At 61.7% G+C, this 18,799-nt stretch carries 10 protein-coding genes; 5 read left to right on the plus strand and 5 right to left on the minus strand.

The window, feature by feature from the left end; genetic code table 11:
- Positions 1–570: 570 nt before the first annotated feature.
- Complete coding sequence (locus PQT43_RS04600) at positions 571–9,162, plus strand: retention module-containing protein (RefSeq protein WP_267269577.1); 8,592 nt, start codon at positions 571–573, stop codon at positions 9,160–9,162.
- 52 nt (positions 9,163–9,214) lie between these two features.
- Here PQT43_RS04600 and PQT43_RS04605 read toward each other — a convergent pair whose 3' ends face one another.
- Entirely contained in the window at positions 9,215–9,610 is a 396-nt protein-coding gene (locus PQT43_RS04605; protein WP_102864085.1) for a YbaN family protein, read from the minus strand.
- A gap of 10 nt (positions 9,611–9,620) precedes the next feature.
- Positions 9,621–10,208: a UPF0149 family protein gene (locus tag PQT43_RS04610; RefSeq protein WP_102864084.1), complete on the minus strand. Its 588-nt coding sequence runs from the start codon at positions 10,206–10,208 to the stop codon at positions 9,621–9,623.
- A 274-nt stretch (positions 10,209–10,482) separates the two neighbouring features.
- On the opposite strand from PQT43_RS04610, the gene recQ reads away from it, so the two are divergent.
- Both recQ and PQT43_RS04620 read left to right on the plus strand, forming a co-directional pair.
- Positions 10,483–12,609 (plus strand): DNA helicase RecQ, encoded by a 2,127-nt coding sequence (gene recQ, locus PQT43_RS04615; RefSeq protein WP_267269578.1) that lies wholly within the window; start codon positions 10,483–10,485, stop codon positions 12,607–12,609.
- A 119-nt stretch (positions 12,610–12,728) separates the two neighbouring features.
- Positions 12,729–13,163 carry a MarR family transcriptional regulator gene (locus PQT43_RS04620; RefSeq protein ID WP_102864082.1) on the plus strand — a complete coding sequence of 145 codons (435 nt, stop codon included), beginning with the start codon at positions 12,729–12,731 and terminating at the stop codon, positions 13,161–13,163.
- A 96-nt stretch (positions 13,164–13,259) separates the two neighbouring features.
- On the opposite strand, the gene PQT43_RS04625 is transcribed toward PQT43_RS04620, so the two are convergent.
- On the minus strand, positions 13,260–15,449 hold the full coding sequence (locus PQT43_RS04625; protein WP_102864081.1) for a patatin-like phospholipase family protein: 2,190 nt from the start codon (positions 15,447–15,449) through the stop codon (positions 13,260–13,262).
- A 72-nt stretch (positions 15,450–15,521) separates the two neighbouring features.
- Between PQT43_RS04625 and PQT43_RS04630 the strand changes: the two genes are divergently transcribed.
- Positions 15,522–15,809: a SelT/SelW/SelH family protein gene (locus PQT43_RS04630; protein WP_102864080.1), complete on the plus strand. Its 288-nt coding sequence runs from the start codon at positions 15,522–15,524 to the stop codon at positions 15,807–15,809.
- Here PQT43_RS04630 and PQT43_RS04635 read toward each other — a convergent pair.
- Together PQT43_RS04635 and PQT43_RS04640 are read right to left on the minus strand one after the other, a co-directional pair.
- Positions 15,803–16,696 (minus strand): DMT family transporter, encoded by an 894-nt coding sequence (locus tag PQT43_RS04635; RefSeq protein ID WP_272753553.1) that lies wholly within the window; start codon positions 16,694–16,696, stop codon positions 15,803–15,805. The two genes, PQT43_RS04630 and PQT43_RS04635, sit on opposite strands and share 7 nt — an antisense overlap.
- A gap of 229 nt (positions 16,697–16,925) precedes the next feature.
- Positions 16,926–17,735: a helix-turn-helix transcriptional regulator gene (locus tag PQT43_RS04640; protein WP_267269579.1), complete on the minus strand. Its 810-nt coding sequence runs from the start codon at positions 17,733–17,735 to the stop codon at positions 16,926–16,928.
- 132 nt (positions 17,736–17,867) lie between these two features.
- Between PQT43_RS04640 and PQT43_RS04645 the strand changes: the two genes are divergently transcribed.
- Complete coding sequence (locus tag PQT43_RS04645; RefSeq protein WP_102878827.1) at positions 17,868–18,689, plus strand: UDP-2,3-diacylglucosamine diphosphatase; 822 nt, start codon at positions 17,868–17,870, stop codon at positions 18,687–18,689.
- The last annotated feature ends 110 nt before the right edge of the window (positions 18,690–18,799 follow it).

An 18,799-nucleotide genomic window follows, 5' to 3' on the forward strand; every position in this document is an offset into this window, starting at 1 on the left:
CTCCCTGATCCAGTGAAACAGTGTTTTCGTCAAAAATATGACTAAAAAATTGAGACTTAACCGTCTCATCTTGTTTACAACAGAGCTAAGAACATCCAGAAGGATAGCTAAGAAAAAAAATTCATAAGTTTTATGCCAAAAAAAACTTATGCATGTTTGTCAAAGCAAGACATTGTTCCAATCGCAGACCCGGAATTTTCAGGCGTTGAGGTATTTCCTGAAGTTTCTGGGGACGTTCAATTTTCAGGTAGTTCAGGGCGGGGAAGTGGTTACAAGGAAGAAGGTACGGAACAGGATATGGCGGCATTTTTTTGGCGATTTCGCCTTTTGACCTGTTTCGCACAATGTAGTTGGTGAGCGATCCGCAGGCGCGGATGAGGCTGTTTTGTCCGGCGCCCTGCGGTATCAGCCGTCCGACTGGTAGCAAGGGAGGGCGGGACATCAAGACTGGCGCGCTTCGCCATGGGGGCGGAGCGGCCAGACACAGGGTCTGTTCAACCACGGGTTAACGCTGTCTGCGCTGCCGCTAGCAAGCGGATGCCGATTGTTCTCGGCATCGGAGGAGTGCACATGGCAACGTTAATCGGCATTGTGACCAAGGTGATCGGGCAGGTTTACGCGGTAGGCGCGGATGGCGCCCGTCGTCTCCTGGTGGAAGGGGACCGGCTGTTTGTCGGTGAGCAGTTGGTCACTGGAGCCGAAGGTGCGGTGGCAGTGCATCTGCAAAATGGCCAGGATCTGACCCTGGGCCGTGACAGCAGCCAGCAACTGACGGCGCAGTTGCTTGACCAGCAGGCCACTCAGGTCGATACCCCGCAAGTGCTGGCACCCAGCGATGCGCAACTGAGCGATGTCGAACAACTGCAACAAGCCATTGCCGCCGGTGATGACCCCACCCAAACCGCTGAAGCCACTGCGGCGGGCCCCACCGGTACCGGTGGCGCGCCGGGTGCCGAGGGCGGCGGTCACAGCTTTGTTCTGCTGGAGGAAGTCGGGGGCCGGGTCGAGCCGGTGATCGGCTTTCCGACAGCGGGCTTCAATGGCATCCCCGAATTTGTCCCTGAGCGCATCGATGGCCTGCTTCCGATCAATGGTGCAACCCCCAACAACCCGGTGAGCCTGAGTGGGCTTGCGGTGGAGGGCGGTGAACTCACGGTCAATGAAGCCAACCTGGAGCAGGGCTCGGCAAGCAACCCGGCGGCCCTGACCCAGAGTGGCACTTTCACAGTCTCGGCCCCGGATGGGCTGTTCAGTCTGAATGTCGGTGGCATCAATGTGGTCAGCGGCGGCGTGGCGGCGGCTTTTCCACAATCCATCGCCACCGGCCTGGGCAATACCCTGACCATCACCGGCTTCAACGCGGCCACCGGGGTGGTCAGCTACAGCTACACCCTCAATGGCAATGATCTGCACTCCGCGGCGGATGGCACCAACAGTCTGAGCGAGCAGTTCAGCGTGGTTGCCATCGACAGCAATGGCGACTCGGCCAGCAACACCCTTGACGTCAATATCACCGACGATGTGCCGACGGCAGTCAATGACAACAACGCAGGCACCGCCTCGGAAAGCCAACTGACCCTGAGCGGCAATGTGCTGACCAATGATGTGCAGGGCGCTGATCGGGTGGCGGCCGGACCTGTTACCGCCGGCACCTTCAATGGCACCTTCGGCACCCTGGTGCTGGCGGCAGACGGTAGTTACACCTATAGCGTGAACACCAGCGATCCGGCTTTCCTGGCGCTCAAGGGCGGCGGCAGCGGCACTGAAACCTTCGCCTATACCCTGACTGATTCCGATGGCGACGCCAGCACCGCCAACCTGGTGCTGCAGGTGAACAACAATGACGATCCGGTGCTGCTGCGAGGCTTGGAGGTCGAGGGAGGCGAGCTCACTGTCTATGAGAAGAACCTGACCACCGGCAGCGGCCCGGATACCCCGGCCCTGACCCAGAGCGGCACCTTCACGGTGACCGCCCTGGACGGCCTGCAAACCTTGACTGTCGGCGGTATCACTGTGGTCAGCGGCGGCGTACCGGCGGGCTTTCCGCAAAGCGTCACCACTGGCCTGGGCAATACCCTGACCATCACCGGTTTCAACCTGTCCAGCGGCGAGGTCAGCTACAGCTACACCCTCAATGGCAACGATGCCCATCCGAACGCCAATGGTGCCAATAGCCTTGGCGAGCAGTTCAATGTAGTGGCCACTGACGTGGATGGCAGCAGTGCCAGCGCCTCACTGGATGTGAACGTGGTGGACGACCTGCCCACGGCGGTCAACGACAGCAATCCCGGGACCGCTTCGGAAAGCCTGTTGAGCCTGACTGGCAATGTGCTGGGCAACGACGTGCAGGGCGCCGACCGGGTCGCTTCCGGGCCGATCACGGCCGGCACCTTCACCGGAACCTACGGCACCCTGGTGCTGGCAGCGGATGGTTCGTACACCTATACCCTGCATCCCACCGACCCTGCGTTCCTCGCGCTGGGCGGGGGCGGCAATGCTACCGAAACCTTCACCTACACCCTGACCGACGCCGATGGTGACCCCAGTACGGCCAATCTGGTGCTGCAGGTGCACAACAATGACGACCCGGTGACCTTGAACGGCCTGGAGGTCAATGGTGGCGAACTCACCGTTTACGAGAAGAACCTGACCACTGGCAGCGGCCCGGATACTCCGGCGTTGACCCAGAGCGGCACTTTTACTGTAACGGCCCTTGATGGTCTGCAGAGCCTGAACGTGGGCGGCATCAGCGTGATCAGCGGCGGGGTGGTGGCGGGTTTTCCGCAATCCATCGCCACCGGCCTGGGCAACACCTTGACCGTCACCGGTTATGACGCAGGCACCGGGGTAGTCAGCTACAGCTATACCCTCAATGGCAACGATGCCCATCCGACGGCCAATGGCGTCAATAGCCTCAGCGAGCATTTCAGTGTGCTGGCCACTGATGTGGACGGCAGCACCGCCAGCGGCTCTCTGGACGTCAACGTGGTGGATGACCTGCCTACTGCGGTCAATGACAGCAATCCGACTACTGCCTCGGAGAGCCAACTGACCCTGACGGGCAACGTGTTGACCAACGATGTACAAGGCGCGGATCGGGTGGTTTCCGGACCCGTCACTGCCGGAACCTTTACTGGCACCTACGGCACCCTGGTACTCAACGCTAACGGTTCCTACACCTACACGCTGAACACTGCGGATGCTGACTTCAAAGCCCTGCGCGGCAATGGCAACGGCACAGAAACCTTCGCCTACACCGTCACCGACTCCGATGGCGACCCCAGCACAGCGAACCTGGTGCTGCAGATCCATAACAACGACGACCCGGTGACCTTGAACGGCCTTAACGTCAACGGTGGCGAGTTGACGGCCTATGAGAAAAACCTCAGCGATGGCAGTAGCCCGGATACCCCTGCGTTGACTCAGAGCGGCACGTTTACCGTGACCGCGCTGGACGGCCTGCAAACCCTGACCGTGGGCGGCATCAATGTGGTCAGCGGCGGCGTCGCGGCGGGCTTTCCGCAAAGCGTCACCACTGCTTTGGGCAACACCCTGACCATCACTGGCTACAACGCCGGTACCGGAGTCATCAGCTACAGCTACACCCTGCTGGACAACGAGGCCCACCCGAGCGCCAACGGTGCTAACGGCCTCAGCGAACAGTTCAATGTGGTGGCTACGGATGTGGATGGCAGCAGTGCCACCGGAACTCTGGATGTGAACGTGGTGGACGACCTGCCTACTGCGGTCAATGACAGCAATCCGACTACTGCCTCGGAGAGCCAACTGACCCTGACGGGCAACGTGTTGACCAACGATGTACAAGGCGCGGATCGGGTGGTTTCCGGACCCGTTACTGCCGGTACGTTCACCGGCACCTACGGCACCCTGGTGCTCAATGCCAACGGTTCCTACACCTACACGCTGAACACTGCGGATGCCGACTTCAAAGCCCTGCGCGGCAATGGCAACGGCACAGAAACCTTCGCCTACACCGTCACCGACTCCGATGGCGACCCGAGCACAGCGAACCTGGTGCTGCAGATCCATAACAACGACGATCCGGTGACCTTGAACGGCCTTAACGTCAACGGTGGCGAGTTGACGGTCTATGAGAAAAACCTCAGCGACGGCAGCAACCCGGATACCCCTGCGTTGACCCAGAGCGGCACGTTTACCGTGACCGCGCTGGACGGCCTGCAAACCCTGACCGTGGGCGGCATCAATGTGGTCAGCGGCGGTGTGGCTGCGGGCTTCCCGCAAAGCGTCACCACTGCCTTGGGCAACACCCTGACCATCACCGGCTATAACGCCGGTACCGGAGTCATCAGCTACAGCTACACCCTGCTGGACAACGAGGCCCACCCGAGCGCCAACGGTGCCAACGGCCTCAGCGAACAGTTCAATGTGGTGGCTACGGATGTGGATGGCAGCAGTGCCACCGGAACTCTGGATGTGAACGTGGTGGACGACCTGCCGACTGCGGTCAACGACAGCAATCCGACCACTGCCTCGGAGAGCCAGCTGACCCTGACGGGCAACGTGTTGACCAACGATGTACAAGGCGCGGATCGGGTGGTTTCCGGACCCGTTACTGCCGGTACGTTCACCGGCACCTACGGCACCCTGGTGCTCAATGCCAACGGTTCCTACACCTACACGCTGAACACTGCGGATGCTGACTTCAAAGCCCTGCGCGGCAATGGCAACGGCACAGAAACCTTCGCCTATACCGTCACTGACTCCGATGGCGACCCTAGTACAGCGAACCTGGTGCTGCAGATCCATAACAACGACGATCCGGTGACCTTGAACGGCCTTAACGTCAACGGTGGCGAGTTGACGGTCTATGAGAAAAACCTCAGCGATGGCAGCAGCCCAGATACACCGTCCCTGACCCAGAGCGGCACGTTTACCGTGACCGCGCTGGACGGCCTGCAAACCCTGACCGTGGGCGGCATCAATGTGGTCAGCGGCGGTGTGGCTGCGGGCTTTCCGCAAAGTGTCACCACCGCCTTGGGCAATACCCTGACCATCACCGGCTACAACGCCGGCACCGGAGTCATCAGCTACAGCTACACCCTGCTGGACAACGAGGCCCACCCGAGCGCCAACGGTGCCAACGGCCTCAGCGAACAGTTCAATGTGGTGGCTACGGATGTGGATGGCAGCAGTGCCACCGGAACTCTGGATGTGAACGTGGTGGACGACCTGCCGACTGCGGTCAACGACAGCAATCCGACCACTGCCTCGGAGAGCCAGCTGACCCTGACGGGCAACGTGCTAACCAACGACACTCAAGGCGCTGACCGAGTGCCCAGCGGGCCAGTGACTGCCGGAACCTTTACGGGCACCTACGGCACCCTGGTACTCAACGCCAACGGTTCCTACACCTACACGCTGAATACTGCGGATGCTGACTTCAAAGCCCTGCGCGGCAATGGCAATGGCACAGAAACCTTCGCCTACACCGTCACCGACTCCGATGGCGACCCGAGCACAGCGAACCTGGTGCTGCAGATCCATAACAACGATGATCCGGTGACCTTGAACGGCCTTAACGTCAACGGTGGCGAGTTGACGGTCTATGAGAAAAACCTCAGCGATGGCAGCAGCCCGAATACCCCTGCGTTGACCCAGAGCGGCACGTTTACCGTGACGGCCCTGGACGGCCTGCAAACCCTGACTGTGGGCGGCATCAATGTGGTCAGCGGCGGTGTGGCTGCGGGCTTCCCGCAAAGCGTCACCACCGCCTTGGGCAACACCCTGACCATCACCGGCTATAACGCCGGCACCGGAGTCATCAGCTACAGCTACACCCTGCTGGATAACGAGGCCCATCCAACGGCGCTGGGCGCCAATAGCATTGCTGAACAATTCAATGTGGTGGCCACCGATGGCGACGGCAGTACCGCGTCCGGGGTGATAGACGTCAACATCGTCGATGACCTGCCCGGCGCCGTGGCGGATACGGCCAGCGGCACGGAAGGCGCCACCATCAATGTCAGTGTGCTGGGCAATGATGTGCTGGGCGCCGATGGTGCAGCCGTTGGTGGCGCGGTGGTCGGCGTGCGCGCCGGCAGCAATACCGCCACCTCGGCCATCGGCGGGCTGGGCAGCAGCATCGCCGGCACCTACGGCACCCTGACCCTGGATGCCGCCGGCAACGCGGTGTACCACAGCAATCCGAACTCGGTGAGCCCGCCCGGGGCCAGTGATGTCTTCACCTACACCATCCGCGACAGAGATGGTGATGAGAGCACCACCACCCTGACCATCAATGTCACTGACAGCGGCCTCAAGGCAGTGACCGATCAGGACGTCACCGTCTATGAAAAGGCCCTGGACCTGAATAAGGATGGTCAGGACCTGGCTGCTGGCACCGTGGCTGGTAGCGATCCGGGCTCCACCGCGGAAACCGCCAGCGGTACCTTGGTGGGCTCGGTCACCGGCGGCTCTGGAGGTATCACCTTCAGTCTGGTGGGCAGTGCCACGGGCAGCTACGGGCAGATTCTGCTCAACCCCAATGGCACCTACACCTACACCCTGACCTCGGCGCCGAAAACCACCCCCAACGCCAACGATGGCGCCAATACCTTGAGTGAGAGCTTCACCTACAAGGCCACCGATGCCCTGGGCAACAGCACCACCGGCAGCATCCTGGTGAGCATTGTCGATGATGTGCCCAAGGCAGTGGCCAGCGAGCGTTCGGTCACGGCGGTGGAGGTGGACTCCAACCTGCTGCTGGTGATCGACGTGTCGGGCAGCATGGCTGATCCTTCAGGTGTTTCCGGGCTGACGCGGCTGGGCCTGGCCAAGCAGGCCATCAGCGCCTTGCTCGACAAGTACGACAACATGGGCGATGTCAAAGTCCAGCTCGTCACTTTCAGCAGCTCCGCTACCGCCCAGACTCCGGTGTGGGTAGACGTGGCCACGGCCAAGGCAATTGTCGCCACGCTGGTGGCAGGAGGCGGGACCAACTACGACGCGGCGGTGGCGGCGGCGAAGCTGGCCTTTGTCACCAGTGGCCAGCTCAGTGGCGCGCAGAATGTCGGCTACTTCTTCTCCGACGGCGCACCTACCTCAGGCCAAGGAATCGGCACCGCGGACGAGACGGCCTGGAGAGCCTTCCTCGACGCCAATGGCATCAAGAACTATGCGATCGGCCTGGGCAGCGGGGTCAGCAATGGCAACCTCGATCCGCTGGCCTATGACGGCAGTACTCACGTCAACACCAATGCGGTGGTGGTCACCGACCTGAACCAGCTCAATTCGGTGCTGTCCGGTACGGTGCAAGGCTCTCCGGTCACCGGCAGCTTGCTGGGGGATGGCGGCAGCTTTGGTGCCGACGGCGGGTTCATCAAGTCGATCGTGGTGGATGGCGGAACCTACACCTACGACCCCAAAGGCAACAGCAATCAGGGCTCGCTGACCTTCAGCGGCACCACCAACAACGGTACCTTCAATACCGTCAACAACAGCATCAGCATTGCCACCAGCAATGGCGGCACCCTGGTGGTGAACCTCGATACCGGGGACTTCAGCTACAGCTCGCAAAAGGTCACAAACTCCGTAATCACTGAGACCTTCGGCTATACGGTGAGCGACAACGACGGTGACCTGGCGAGCTCGACTCTGGTGGTCAAGGTCAATCCCAATGCGTCTCCGGTCGCCGGGGATGACCACATCATCACCAACGTATTGTCCAGCAGTGTGGCGATTCCCGAGGATGTACTGCTGGCCAACGACAGTGACGTCAATGGTGATCCTCTGAATGCGGCGCCCACCACTTTCAACACCGGCTGGGCGGCCAAGGGCGCGGCGTTCACGGCGGCGAGTCAGCAGACCATCGGCTTTGCCGGGAATGGAAACAATGGCGCCAACCAGGCCATCACCATCGATCGCGCCTCGTTCAATGCCAACGCCGCGACCATGACCGCGGTGGTGCTGGTCAGCGGTTACCTGGGAGCCGTCACTAACGCCAATGCCAACGATGAGGACGTGATCACCGTCAATCTCAAGCAGGGGGAAACCCTGAATCTGAATCACAATCTGGCCGCCGGCCGCGTCTCCATGGAATACGCCTTTAACGGTGGAGGCTACACGGCGATCGCCGATGGCGGCACCTTCACGGCGGCGGCGGATGGGCCTTACCAGATCCATATCGTCAACATCACCAACACCAGCGGCGGCAACACCACGGCAGCGGAAAACTATCAGCTGACCATGACCGTGAATTACTCCGGGGCGCAGGACGTCACCCCGGATTACCACGGCACCTACACCGCCAGCGATGGTCACGGTGGCAGCGATGTGGCGGCGGTGAGCATCTCCTATCAGGATGGCAACACCCTGACCGGCACTTCCGGTGACGATGTGCTGGTGGCGGGCAGTGGTAACAACATCCTCAATGGCGGCGATGGCAACGATGTGCTCACCGCAGGCTCGGGCAACAACACCCTGAATGGTGGCAGCGGTAATGACCTGCTGTTCAGCGGGCCGGGCAATGATCTGCTGGATGGCGGTGCGGGTATCGATACCGCCAGTTACGCCCATGCCACGGCGGCGGTGACGGTCAACCTCGGCCTGGCGGGGGCGCAGAACACCCTGGGCGCGGGCACTGACACCCTGACCGGCATCGAGAACCTGGTGGGCTCCAACTACAACGACACCTTGACCGGCGATGGCAACGCCAACGTCATTACCGGCGGGCTGGGGAACGATGTGCTCAATGGCGGTGGTGGCGATGACCTGCTGATCGGCGGGATGGGCAACAACACCCTGACCGGAGGCGGCGGCAGCGATACCTTCCAGTGGCTGCAGGGTAACAATGGGCACGATGTGGTGACCGACTTTACGCCGGGCACCGACAAGCTGGACCTGTCGCAGCTGTTACAGGGGGAGAATGCGACTTCCGCTTCCCTGGATGACTACCTGCACTTCAAGGTCACTGGCAGTGGCGCGACCCTGGTCACCAGCATTGATGTCAGCGCGGTGGCAGGGGCGACGCCGACCCAGACCATTGACTTGGCGGGGGTCGACCTGGCCAGCCATTACGGAGTCACGCCAGGGGCGGGCGGGGTGATTGCCGGAGGGGCGGACACGGCCACCATCATCAACGGCATGCTCAACGATCACTCGTTGAAGGTGGATACCGTCTGATGGTTGTCACGGTCCTTGAGGCCGCTGCCCAGGCAGCGGTCGCTGGGGCTGCTCAAGGGCGCCGCAAGGTTTTCTGGCGCAGGATGTAAATGCTGACCAGCACCGCGCTGGTCAGCATGAAGCCTCGCGCCCAGGGCAGTGGCACCAGGTAGCACGAGAGCCCAATGCTCAGCCACATCAGGCCGATCGCATACACCTTGCCCTTGAGCGGAATGCCATTGCCATCCAGGTAGTCGCGGATCCACGGACCCAGGCGCGGGTGTTGCACCAGCCATTGGTAGAAGCGTGGAGAGCTACGGGCGAAACAGGCGGCCGCCAGCAGTAGAAAAGGGGTGGTGGGCAATACCGGAAGGAAGATGCCGAGTACCCCCAGCGCTACGCTCAGCCAGCCGATGGCCAGCAGAACGTAACGTAATACCAGGGGGCGTTGGCCTATGGGCTTGGCCATAGGCGCCGACTCAGTGGTGGCGAGGCTTGAGCAGCGCCGGTTTTTCGTCGGGTGCGTTGCACAGCAGGTACAGCGCGGTCAGTGCTTCGGGGATCTGCACGATCATGTCGTCCATCAGGTTGGCATCGCTGGCGATGTCGGAGAATTCCGGCTGCTCGTCGAACAGGCCGGAACCCACCATGATCGGCAGCAGCATCTCGCTGACTTCTTCCTCTGCGGTTTCGAACCAGGCTGCTTCACGCAGGAACACGCCTTCCATGAAACCGATGCACCAGCCGCGCAGGTCGGAGTCGTCCGGGTCGTCGCCCAGATCGAGTTCGCAAGGTAGCTCGAACTCTTCATCGGAAGCCAGTTGGCGCGCGATGTGCGCCTTGAGGGCCAGCAGCGTGGACTCGATCGCTTCGCGTTCGGCGTCGTCGCTGTAATGCGGCTCTTCGGCGAACAGGGCGTCGATCCATTCACGGTCGGGAACGCTTTCCGAGCAGATCGACAGCGCGGTCAGGTAGCCGTGAGCGGCCACGTAGTCCAGCGCCTCGTCGTGCAGATCATCTGCGTCGAGGAAGACTTGCAGGCGGGTTAGTTGCTCAGCGAAGGACATTGACGGCTACCTTGGGGAATAAACGATGCTGAATTCTAGGCTTTCTTGAGCGCTCAAGCCAGCCACGGGGCAGATTTGAGCGGTTCTAAAGGTTACCAGCGGTCCATTGTCGGCGCCCTCTGCCGGGAAGGGCTCGGGTATACTCGCGCGTTTTGTGATGCCCTGCAGGCCCGACGGCAAGTGCGGACAAGTCCGCTAACGCATTTGTCGGTGAACCACGCCGACTTTTCGGCCAGTCTGCATCCAGGGAAATCGGCGATTTTTGGAGTTTTTCATGCTCGAACAGGCTCAACGCGTCCTCAAGGACATCTTCGGCTACGACAGTTTCCGTGGTCGCCAAGGTGCGATCATTGAGCGCGTTGCCAGCGGCGGCGATGCCTTGGTACTGATGCCCACCGGCGGTGGCAAGTCGCTGTGCTTCCAGGTTCCGGCCCTGCTTCGCGAAGGCCTGGCGGTGGTGGTCTCGCCTTTGATCGCGTTGATGGACGATCAGGTGGCCACCCTTGAGGAACTCGGTGTTGCGGCCGCCGCCTTGAACTCGACCTTGAGCGCCGAGCAGCAGCGTGACCTGGCGGCGCGTATTCGTCGCGGCGAGGTGAAAATGCTCTACCTGGCACCGGAGCGCCTGGTTCAGCCACGTATGCTGGCGTTCCTGCAGAACCTCGATATTGCTCTGTTCGCCATTGACGAAGCTCACTGCGTGTCCCAGTGGGGGCATGACTTCCGTCCTGAATACCTGCAGTTGGGGCAGTTGGCGGAAATGTTCCCGAACGTGCCGCGCATTGCCCTGACCGCCACCGCCGACAAGCGTACCCGGGAAGAGATCGTCAATCGCCTGCACTTGCAGGACGCCGAGCGTTTTCTTTCCAGCTTCGACCGACCGAACATCTTCTATCGCATCGTGCCCAAGGAACAGCCGCGCAAGCAGTTGCAGGCCTTCCTCAACGAGCGGCGCAGCGATGCCGGGATCGTCTATTGCCTGTCGCGCAAGAAGGTTGACGAAGTGGCGGCCTTCCTCTGTGAACAGGGCTTTACCGCGCTGCCGTATCACGCTGGCCTGCCCAACGAGTTGCGCGCCTATCACCAGAAACGCTTCCTCAATGAGGAAGGCCTGATCATGGTGGCAACCATTGCCTTCGGCATGGGCATCGACAAACCCAACGTGCGGTTTGTGGCCCACATGGACCTGCCCAAGTCCCTGGAGGCGTACTACCAGGAGACCGGTCGTGCCGGCCGTGACGGCCTGCCGGCGGACGCCTGGATGGCCTACGGACTGCAAGATGTGCTGATGCTCAAGCAGATGCTGCAGAACTCCGAAGGCGACGAACGCCACAAGCGTCTTGAACAGCACAAGCTCGATGCGATGCTGGCCCTGTGCGAGGAAACCCGCTGCCGGCGCCAGACATTGCTGGCCTATTTCGATGAGGACATGCCCCAGCCTTGTGGCCATTGCGACAACTGCGTCGATGGCGTGCAAACCTGGGACGCCACCGAGCCGGCGCGCCAGGCACTGTCGGCCATCTATCGCACTGGTCAGCGTTATGGTGTCGGTCACTTGGTGGACGTGTTGCTGGGCAAGGACACCGAAAAGGTCCGCAGCTTCGGTCATCAGCACTTGTCGGTGTTTGGGGTCGGCAAGGCCCGTAGCGAAGGCGAATGGCGCTCTCTGTTTCGCCAACTGGTGGCTCGCGGGCTGGCGGACATCGACCTTGAAGGTTATGGCGGTCTGCGTCTGAGCGACACGTGCCGGCCCTTGCTCAAGGGCGAGGTAACCCTGGAGCTGCGACGCGATCTCAAGCCGCAAAGCACTCCCAAGAGCAGCACCAGCCAGGCCAGCCAACTGGTACGTGGCGAGGAGCGCGAGCAATGGGAGGCGCTGCGAGCCCTGCGGCGCAAGCTGGCGGAAGAGCATGGGGTGCCGCCCTATGTCATTTTCCCCGACTCAACCTTGTTGGAGATGCTTCGCAGCCAGCCCGGCTCCATGGCGGAGATGGCCGAAGTCAGTGGTGTCGGTGCGCGCAAGCTGGAGCGTTATGGCGCAGCGTTCCTCGAAGTGCTGGGGGGCGGTGTCGAGGCGGCGAAGGTGGTCGCCGATATCCGCCACGAGCTGATTACCCTGGCCCGTGCCGGGATGACCCCGGTGCAGATCGCCGGGCAGCTGCAGTGCACGGAAAAGAACGTCTACACCTTGCTGGCTGAAGCCATTGGCAAGCAGCAACTGTCCCTGGAACAGGCGCTAGATCTTCCGGAAGACTTGCTGGGGGAAATCCAGGACGCCTTTCTCGACGGTGAGGGCGAACTACCGCCCGTGGTCGAGATCAGCCAAGTGTTTGCCGGACGAGTCCCCGAAGGTGTTTTGTACTGCGTGCGTGCCGCGCTGCAGTCGGAGTTTGAAATGTGAAGGGGTGCGTCAATGTTGTAACGATTCAGTCCCTTAGAGGCCTTGCCTCCTGGCAAGTGTCATGCTTAGCTGACTAATAATTAGTTTTTCTTTATTTTCAGTCTGATCATGAGTGTTTTATGCCGTTAACCGATGAACACCGTTTTGGTATGCAGCTGGCGCATATGTCTCGCGGCTGGCGTGCCGAACTGGACCGCCGCCTGGCCGGGCTTGGCCTGTCCCAGGCCCGCTGGCTGGTGCTGCTGCACCTGGCCCGTTTTGAAGACGCGCCAACCCAGCGTGAGCTGGCGCAAAGCGTTGGCGTAGAAGGGCCAACCCTGGCTCGGCTGCTGGATAGCCTGGAAACCCAGGGCCTGGTCCAGCGCCAATCGGTGGTGGAAGATCGCCGGGCGAAGAAGATCGTCCTCTGTCCTTCCGCGCGGCCCTTGATCGAGCAGATCGAGACCATCGCCACTGCCTTGCGCCATGAATTGTTCATTGGTGTCGACGACGAAGACCTGCGGGTCTGCATGCGCGTTCATGGGCGCATCCTGGCTAATCTGGAAAAATCCTGATGCCTTCAGCCGGGGTTGCCTGACCCCGGTTCGTCCTATTTTCGCTTCCCTTGAATCCTGCTGATTGCGCCCTCCGGTGCGGCATTTGTGCGCCTGTCAGAAGGTTTGGCCAAGGTTCAGCGACAGGGCCTTCTGGTTGTCGTCGTTGAAGCCGTAGCTGAAGTTCAATGGGCCCAGCGGGGTGTCGAAGCCCAGGAAGATGCTCGCGGCATTGATATAGCCGCTGTCGAAGGCGTTGTCGTTGTTCCACACCCGCCCGCGTTCCAGTGAGCCGCCCAGGTAGAGCGGGAAATCCAGTGGCAGGTAGGAGCGTGGTGTGAGTCGGCGAAAGTACACGGCGCGGGCCAGGGTGATGTTCTGCCCGGACAGGGCATCCTGACGGAAGCCGGACAACTGTCGTGCGCCCCCCAGAAGGAAACTGGAGGTCACGACATCGGCATTGTCCAGGGTTCGGCCATAGCGCCCTCCCAGTACGAAGGTATTGGGGCCGCTGCTCAAGGCCTTGTCGAGCTTGAACTCCCACTGTCGGTAGCGATTGTCCGAACCCAGGCTCGGTTCGAACTGGCGCAGGGTCAGGCCGATGTCTTCACCGGAGTGGGGGAAGTAGACGTTGTCCAGGGAGTCGAAGGAGTACTGCAGCTGGTAATAACCCTCATTGAAGTTCTCGCTGGGCAGGTCGTGGTCGCCGATCCGCACATCGGCCTTGCCCCAGGCCTCGCCCACACCGAAACGCACTTCGCCGCTGTTGCCGATCTGCCGCCCCAGATTCAGGCCCAGGCCGTAGCGTTCCAGGCGGTATTCGGCGATCGGATCGTTATCCAGCACCGCCTCGACATTCTGCGCTTGGGCAGCGATAAACGGCGCAATGAAATAGCGTGAACCGGCATCCAAGGGTTGATAGAACTCGCTATAGATTTCCTGCCGGTCGCCGATCTGTACCCGGGTCAGCCATTCTGCACCGAGGCTGTTGATACCGTTCATGCGATAGCTGGCACCGATGTTGAAGGCGCTGTCGCCGCGCATGTCATCGGACAGGTTCAGGCCCAGGCGCAAGTAGTCAGTGCCGCTGCGCTTGCCCCGCGCGCTGATCACCAGGGTGTTGTCCTGGCCTTTGTGCACCACGCGGTATTGCACCTGTTCGAAGAAGTCCAGGCCGTACAGGGTGCCCATGTCGGTTTCCAGGCGGCCCAGGTCCAGGGGTTCGCCGATGTGTTGGCGGATGTAGTAGCGAATGACCTCATCGCTGACCTTGGAGTCGTTCTCCACCTTGATTGCGCTGATGATCGGCGTGCGCTGGCTGGGCAGGCGCGCGGCGGCCAGTTGCGCATCCTGTGGTTGGGTCGCACGCAAGCGCGCCAGGCGGGCGTCGAGGATACGGGTGGCGCGATAACCGGCGTCGATCACCTCCTGGGCTCGACCGAAGTCGGTGACGCCGAAGCTCGACAACGACGGCTGGATCAGCACGTCGTCCTTGTGCAGCGTCGCCAATTGTTCCTCGGAATTGCGCCGGGTCATCAGGGTAATGGACTGGTTGAGCACGTCGACCACGGTGTTGAGTTGCTTGCGCGAGCGCAGCGGCGTGCCGATGTCCACCACAATGGCGATGTCGACCCCCATGTCCCGGGCGACGTCCAGGGGAATGTTGTCGGTCATGCCGCCGTCCACCAGTAGCCGGCCATCGAGCTCCACCGGCGCAAACACTGCCGGAATCGACATGCTGGCGCGGATCACCTGGGGCAGGTGGCCCTTGCGGAACACCACCTTTTCGCCGCTGGCGATGTCGGTGGCCACGGCCCGGAAGGGTATGGGCAGCTTGTCGAAATCCCGGGTGTCGCTGGCGTGCGCCAGCTTGCTCTCTAGCAGTAACGCCAGGTTCTGGCCCTGGATCACTCCCAGTGGCAGGCCCAGGCTGCCGTCGTCACGGAAGCTGAGTTTCTGCTTGACCAGGAAATCCCGATCGTCCTGCTTGCGCCGGAAGGGCACGTCTTCCCGGGGCGGAGCGTCGGACAGCGCTTGCCTCCAGTCGATGTTCAGGGCGAGTTTTTCCAGCTCGTCGATCTTGTAGCCCGAGGCATAGAGCCCGCCGATCACCGCGCCCATGCTGGTGCCGGCAATCGCGTCGATGCGGATGCCTTGCTCTTCCAGGGCCTTGAGCACGCCGATATGCGCCATGCCACGGGCAGCGCCTCCGGACAGCACCAGACCGATTTTCGGTCGCGGCGCTTCACTGGATTGAGCGAGCAGGGGCAGCAGGCAGAGGAACAGGCAGGACAGCAGGCGGCGCATCGTGGTTCTCGGGGACGGACGATAAAGCCGGCTATTATAGCGACGCCCTTGAACTCAGGAATCGGCCGTACCATGACTGAACGTAAACCCGAAGTGGTCATCACCTATTGCACCCAATGCCAGTGGCTGTTGCGAGCCGCCTGGCTGGCCCAGGAGTTGCTGAGCACGTTCAGCGATGACTTGGGCAAAGTGTCTCTGGAGCCTGCTACCGGTGGCACGTTCCGCATTTCCTGCGATGGCGTGCAGATCTGGGAGCGCAAGGCCGATGGCGGTTTTCCCGAGGCCAAGGTACTCAAGCAACGGGTGCGCGACCAGATCGATCCGGAGCGCAACCTGGGCCACAACGATCGTACTCAGTGAGAGCCGGCTTCAGCCGTGGCAACCTTGCTGCCTGAGCCCATCGACAGGCGACTTGAAACCACGATGGCAACGATGATCAAGGCTCCGCCCATCAGCATGCGCAGCGTCGGATTCTCGCCGAACAGCAGCCAGGCCACGGTAATCCCGTAGACCGGCTCCAGGGCGAAGACCACTGCCGCGGTGCGTGCCTTGATCACTGCCAAGCTGGCGACAAACAGGCTGTGGGCCAGGCCAGTGCAGAAGATTCCCAGCAGACTGATCCACAGCCAGTCCATGGCCCGGACCTGGCCAAGCTCCGGTGCCGCCACCGGTAACAGGCATAGGGCTACCACCACGTTCTGGCAGAGGGCCGCCTGCACCGCAGGAATACGTCCGGAGCTGGCGCGGTTGTTCAAGGACAGCAGTGCAAACAGCAGGCCCGACCCCACGGCCCAGAGCAAACCGGTGGTGGCCTGGCTGGCCAGATCGAAGTCTGGGGTCACCAGCACCAGGCCGATGCTCACGAGGATCACCAGCAGAATCTCGTTAAAGCGGATTCGCTCGCGGAAGATCAGGCCTTCGAGAATCACCGTAAAGGCCGGGAAGCTGGCAAAGCCCAGGGTGGCGATGGCCACCCCGGCAACTTTTACCGCGACGAAGAAACTCACCCAGTGGCCGGCCAGCAGCAGGCCGCTGACCAGCAGGCGCCGCCCATCGGTGGCGGCCAGTTTCTGCCAGGGGGTATTGCTGGCCAGACGGGCAAAGACGCCCAGGGCGAGTACGGCGAAGGCGGCGCGGCCGAAGACGATGACCGCAGGCGAAGCGGCGGCGAGCTTACCGAATACACCGGTCAGGCCGAACATCAGGGCGCCGATATGCAGGGCGCCAAGGGCGGTACGCGGAGTCATCTCTATCCTTAGCCACAAGACGGGCAGTAATGGCCTTAGGCTTTGTACAAAAAGCCTTGATACTCGGTGATGCTGCGTCGAAAACGGTCTCGTGCGCGAGTCCGATCGGAATGCTCATTTACAACCCGTAAAGTCGAACGCGACCCCGGCCGTTCCTCGACTGTTTTCGCCTTGCCTGACCTTCGTCTCAACACTTTTCGTACAGAGCCTAGGCGGCAATGAGCTCAGTCTAGGGGCGGGCGACCTGTTGGTCTGTCGCGATCCTGGCGTTTTTTGTCGAGGGACTAGCGTCTGCCCCTTGGCGCAGTTGGCGCGGCGAGTGGCCGTACTGCCGCAGTATCGCTGCGGCAAAGGCACTCTGGGAGCTGTAACCCACGCGGCTGGCGATTTCGCCCATGGGCAAGGCTGATCCGCGCAACAGTTCCAGGGCCATGTGCAGGCGCCGGCGTCGCACGTATTCCATGGGGCTGGCCCCGCACTCGGCGATGAACCGTGCGTGCAGACGGGCAGCGGACAGCCCGGCGATGCGGGCCAGGTCGGCCACCTGTAAGGGGTGGGCGGCGTGACGATCGATATGGGCATTCAGGGCGGCATAGGGCAGGCGGCGCTCGCCAGGCTGGCTGTCGGCGCAATGGTTGAGGCTGGCCAGCAGCAGGACAGCGCCTTGTTGGGCAATCAAGGGGTCGTCCACCGGGCTGTCCGCCAGCCAGTTGACCAAGCGGCTCTGGCTCGGTCCCAAGACCTGATGTCGGGGCGCATCGAGCAAACGTCGGCTGGCCTCGGCATGTTCGCCCAAAGACTGTTGCACCCAGCGTTCACCGGGTATGTCCAACACCAGGCAATGGCTTCCGCTGGGGCTGCCGCAGACATGCCGGGCGCCGGCCGGCACCACCACGAAGCTCTGCTGCTGCACTTGGCTGCCCTGGCCTTCGACTTCGAACTGGAGCTGGCCACGCAGGCCGAACACCAGTTGCGCATGCTCGTGGCTGTGGGCGATCAGGTCATGGGTGTAGTGGCGTAGGGTGAGGATAGATCCCATCACGGTCTCCTTGGCAGGCGGCCAGTGTACACCGGCGGTCGGAGGGCTCGCGTTGTCATCGCACTGCCGCATTTTTGTCATGGGCTATTAATCGCTGCGGCGCAAGCTCGCAAAAAATCCCGGAGAGCGTCCATGACCCATGCCGAACTCGCCAAGCCCAGCCGCAAGCAACGGGTACGGACCTTATGGATTTCCGATGTGCATCTGGGCACCCGGGATTGTCAGGCGCAACACCTGGCGCAGTTTCTCAAGGGGTATCAGGCCGACCGTATCTATCTGGTTGGCGACATCATCGATGGCTGGAAACTGCGGGGCGGCATGTACTGGCCCCAGGCCCATACCAACGTGATCCGCCGCTTGCTGACCATGAGCAAGCGCGGCACCGAGGTGATCTACGTCACCGGCAATCACGATGAGTTCCTGCGCCGTTACTCCAAGCTGATTCTGGGCAACATCCAACTGGTGGACGAAGCCGTGCATGTCACGGCTGACGGCCGCCATCTGCTGGTGATCCACGGTGACCAGTTCGACGTCATTACGCGATATCACCGCTGGCTGGCCTTTCTCGGCGACTCGGCCTACGAGTTCACCCTGACCCTCAATCGTTGGCTCAATCATTGGCGGGCGCGCTATGGCTACGGTTACTGGTCGCTGTCGGCCTACCTCAAGCACAAGGTCAAGACTGCGGTGAGCTTCATCAGCGACTTCGAGGAGGCCATTGCCCACGAGTGCGTCAAGCGTGAGTTGCACGGGGTGGTCTGTGGCCACATTCACCATGCCGAGATCCGTAAGGTGGGCGAGGTGGATTACCTCAATTGCGGCGATTGGGTGGAGTCCTGCACAGCCCTGATCGAGCACTGGGACGGCAGCATCGAACTCTATCGCCTGGCCGAGGCCCAGGCCCGGGAAGCCCAGCTCAAGGCCGAGCGCATGAAGATGGCGGAGCCGGCCTGAGCGATGGCTTGTCGATCAGGCTTCAGGTGGGGCTGGCCTGTTCCATCGCCGCCTTGTACAGCGACGCTCGGGGCTGGAGTCTATGCCTGCGTCCCGTCACCACAGTGGCT

The organism is Pseudomonas sp. BLCC-B112, from assembly GCF_028550695.1.
Classification (GTDB): Bacteria; Pseudomonadota; Gammaproteobacteria; order Pseudomonadales; family Pseudomonadaceae; genus Aquipseudomonas; species Aquipseudomonas danubii.

Excerpts from the sequence above, each read along its gene's own strand:
- PQT43_RS04610 (WP_102864084.1), bottom strand. The coding sequence starts at position 10,208 with ATGTCCTTCGCTGAGCAACTAACCCGCCTGCAAGTCTTCCTCGACGCA.
- PQT43_RS04620 (WP_102864082.1), top strand. The coding sequence starts at position 12,729 with ATGCCGTTAACCGATGAACACCGTTTTGGTATGCAGCTGGCGCATATG.
- PQT43_RS04645 (WP_102878827.1), top strand. The coding sequence starts at position 17,868 with ATGACCCATGCCGAACTCGCCAAGCCCAGCCGCAAGCAACGGGTACGG.
- recQ (WP_267269578.1), top strand. The coding sequence starts at position 10,483 with ATGCTCGAACAGGCTCAACGCGTCCTCAAGGACATCTTCGGCTACGAC.
- PQT43_RS04635 (WP_272753553.1), bottom strand. The coding sequence starts at position 16,696 with ATGACTCCGCGTACCGCCCTTGGCGCCCTGCATATCGGCGCCCTGATG.
- PQT43_RS04605 (WP_102864085.1), bottom strand. The coding sequence starts at position 9,610 with ATGGCCAAGCCCATAGGCCAACGCCCCCTGGTATTACGTTACGTTCTG.
- PQT43_RS04640 (WP_267269579.1), bottom strand. The coding sequence starts at position 17,735 with ATGGGATCTATCCTCACCCTACGCCACTACACCCATGACCTGATCGCC.
- PQT43_RS04630 (WP_102864080.1), top strand. The coding sequence starts at position 15,522 with ATGACTGAACGTAAACCCGAAGTGGTCATCACCTATTGCACCCAATGC.
- PQT43_RS04600 (WP_267269577.1), top strand. The coding sequence starts at position 571 with ATGGCAACGTTAATCGGCATTGTGACCAAGGTGATCGGGCAGGTTTAC.
- PQT43_RS04625 (WP_102864081.1), bottom strand. The coding sequence starts at position 15,449 with ATGCGCCGCCTGCTGTCCTGCCTGTTCCTCTGCCTGCTGCCCCTGCTC.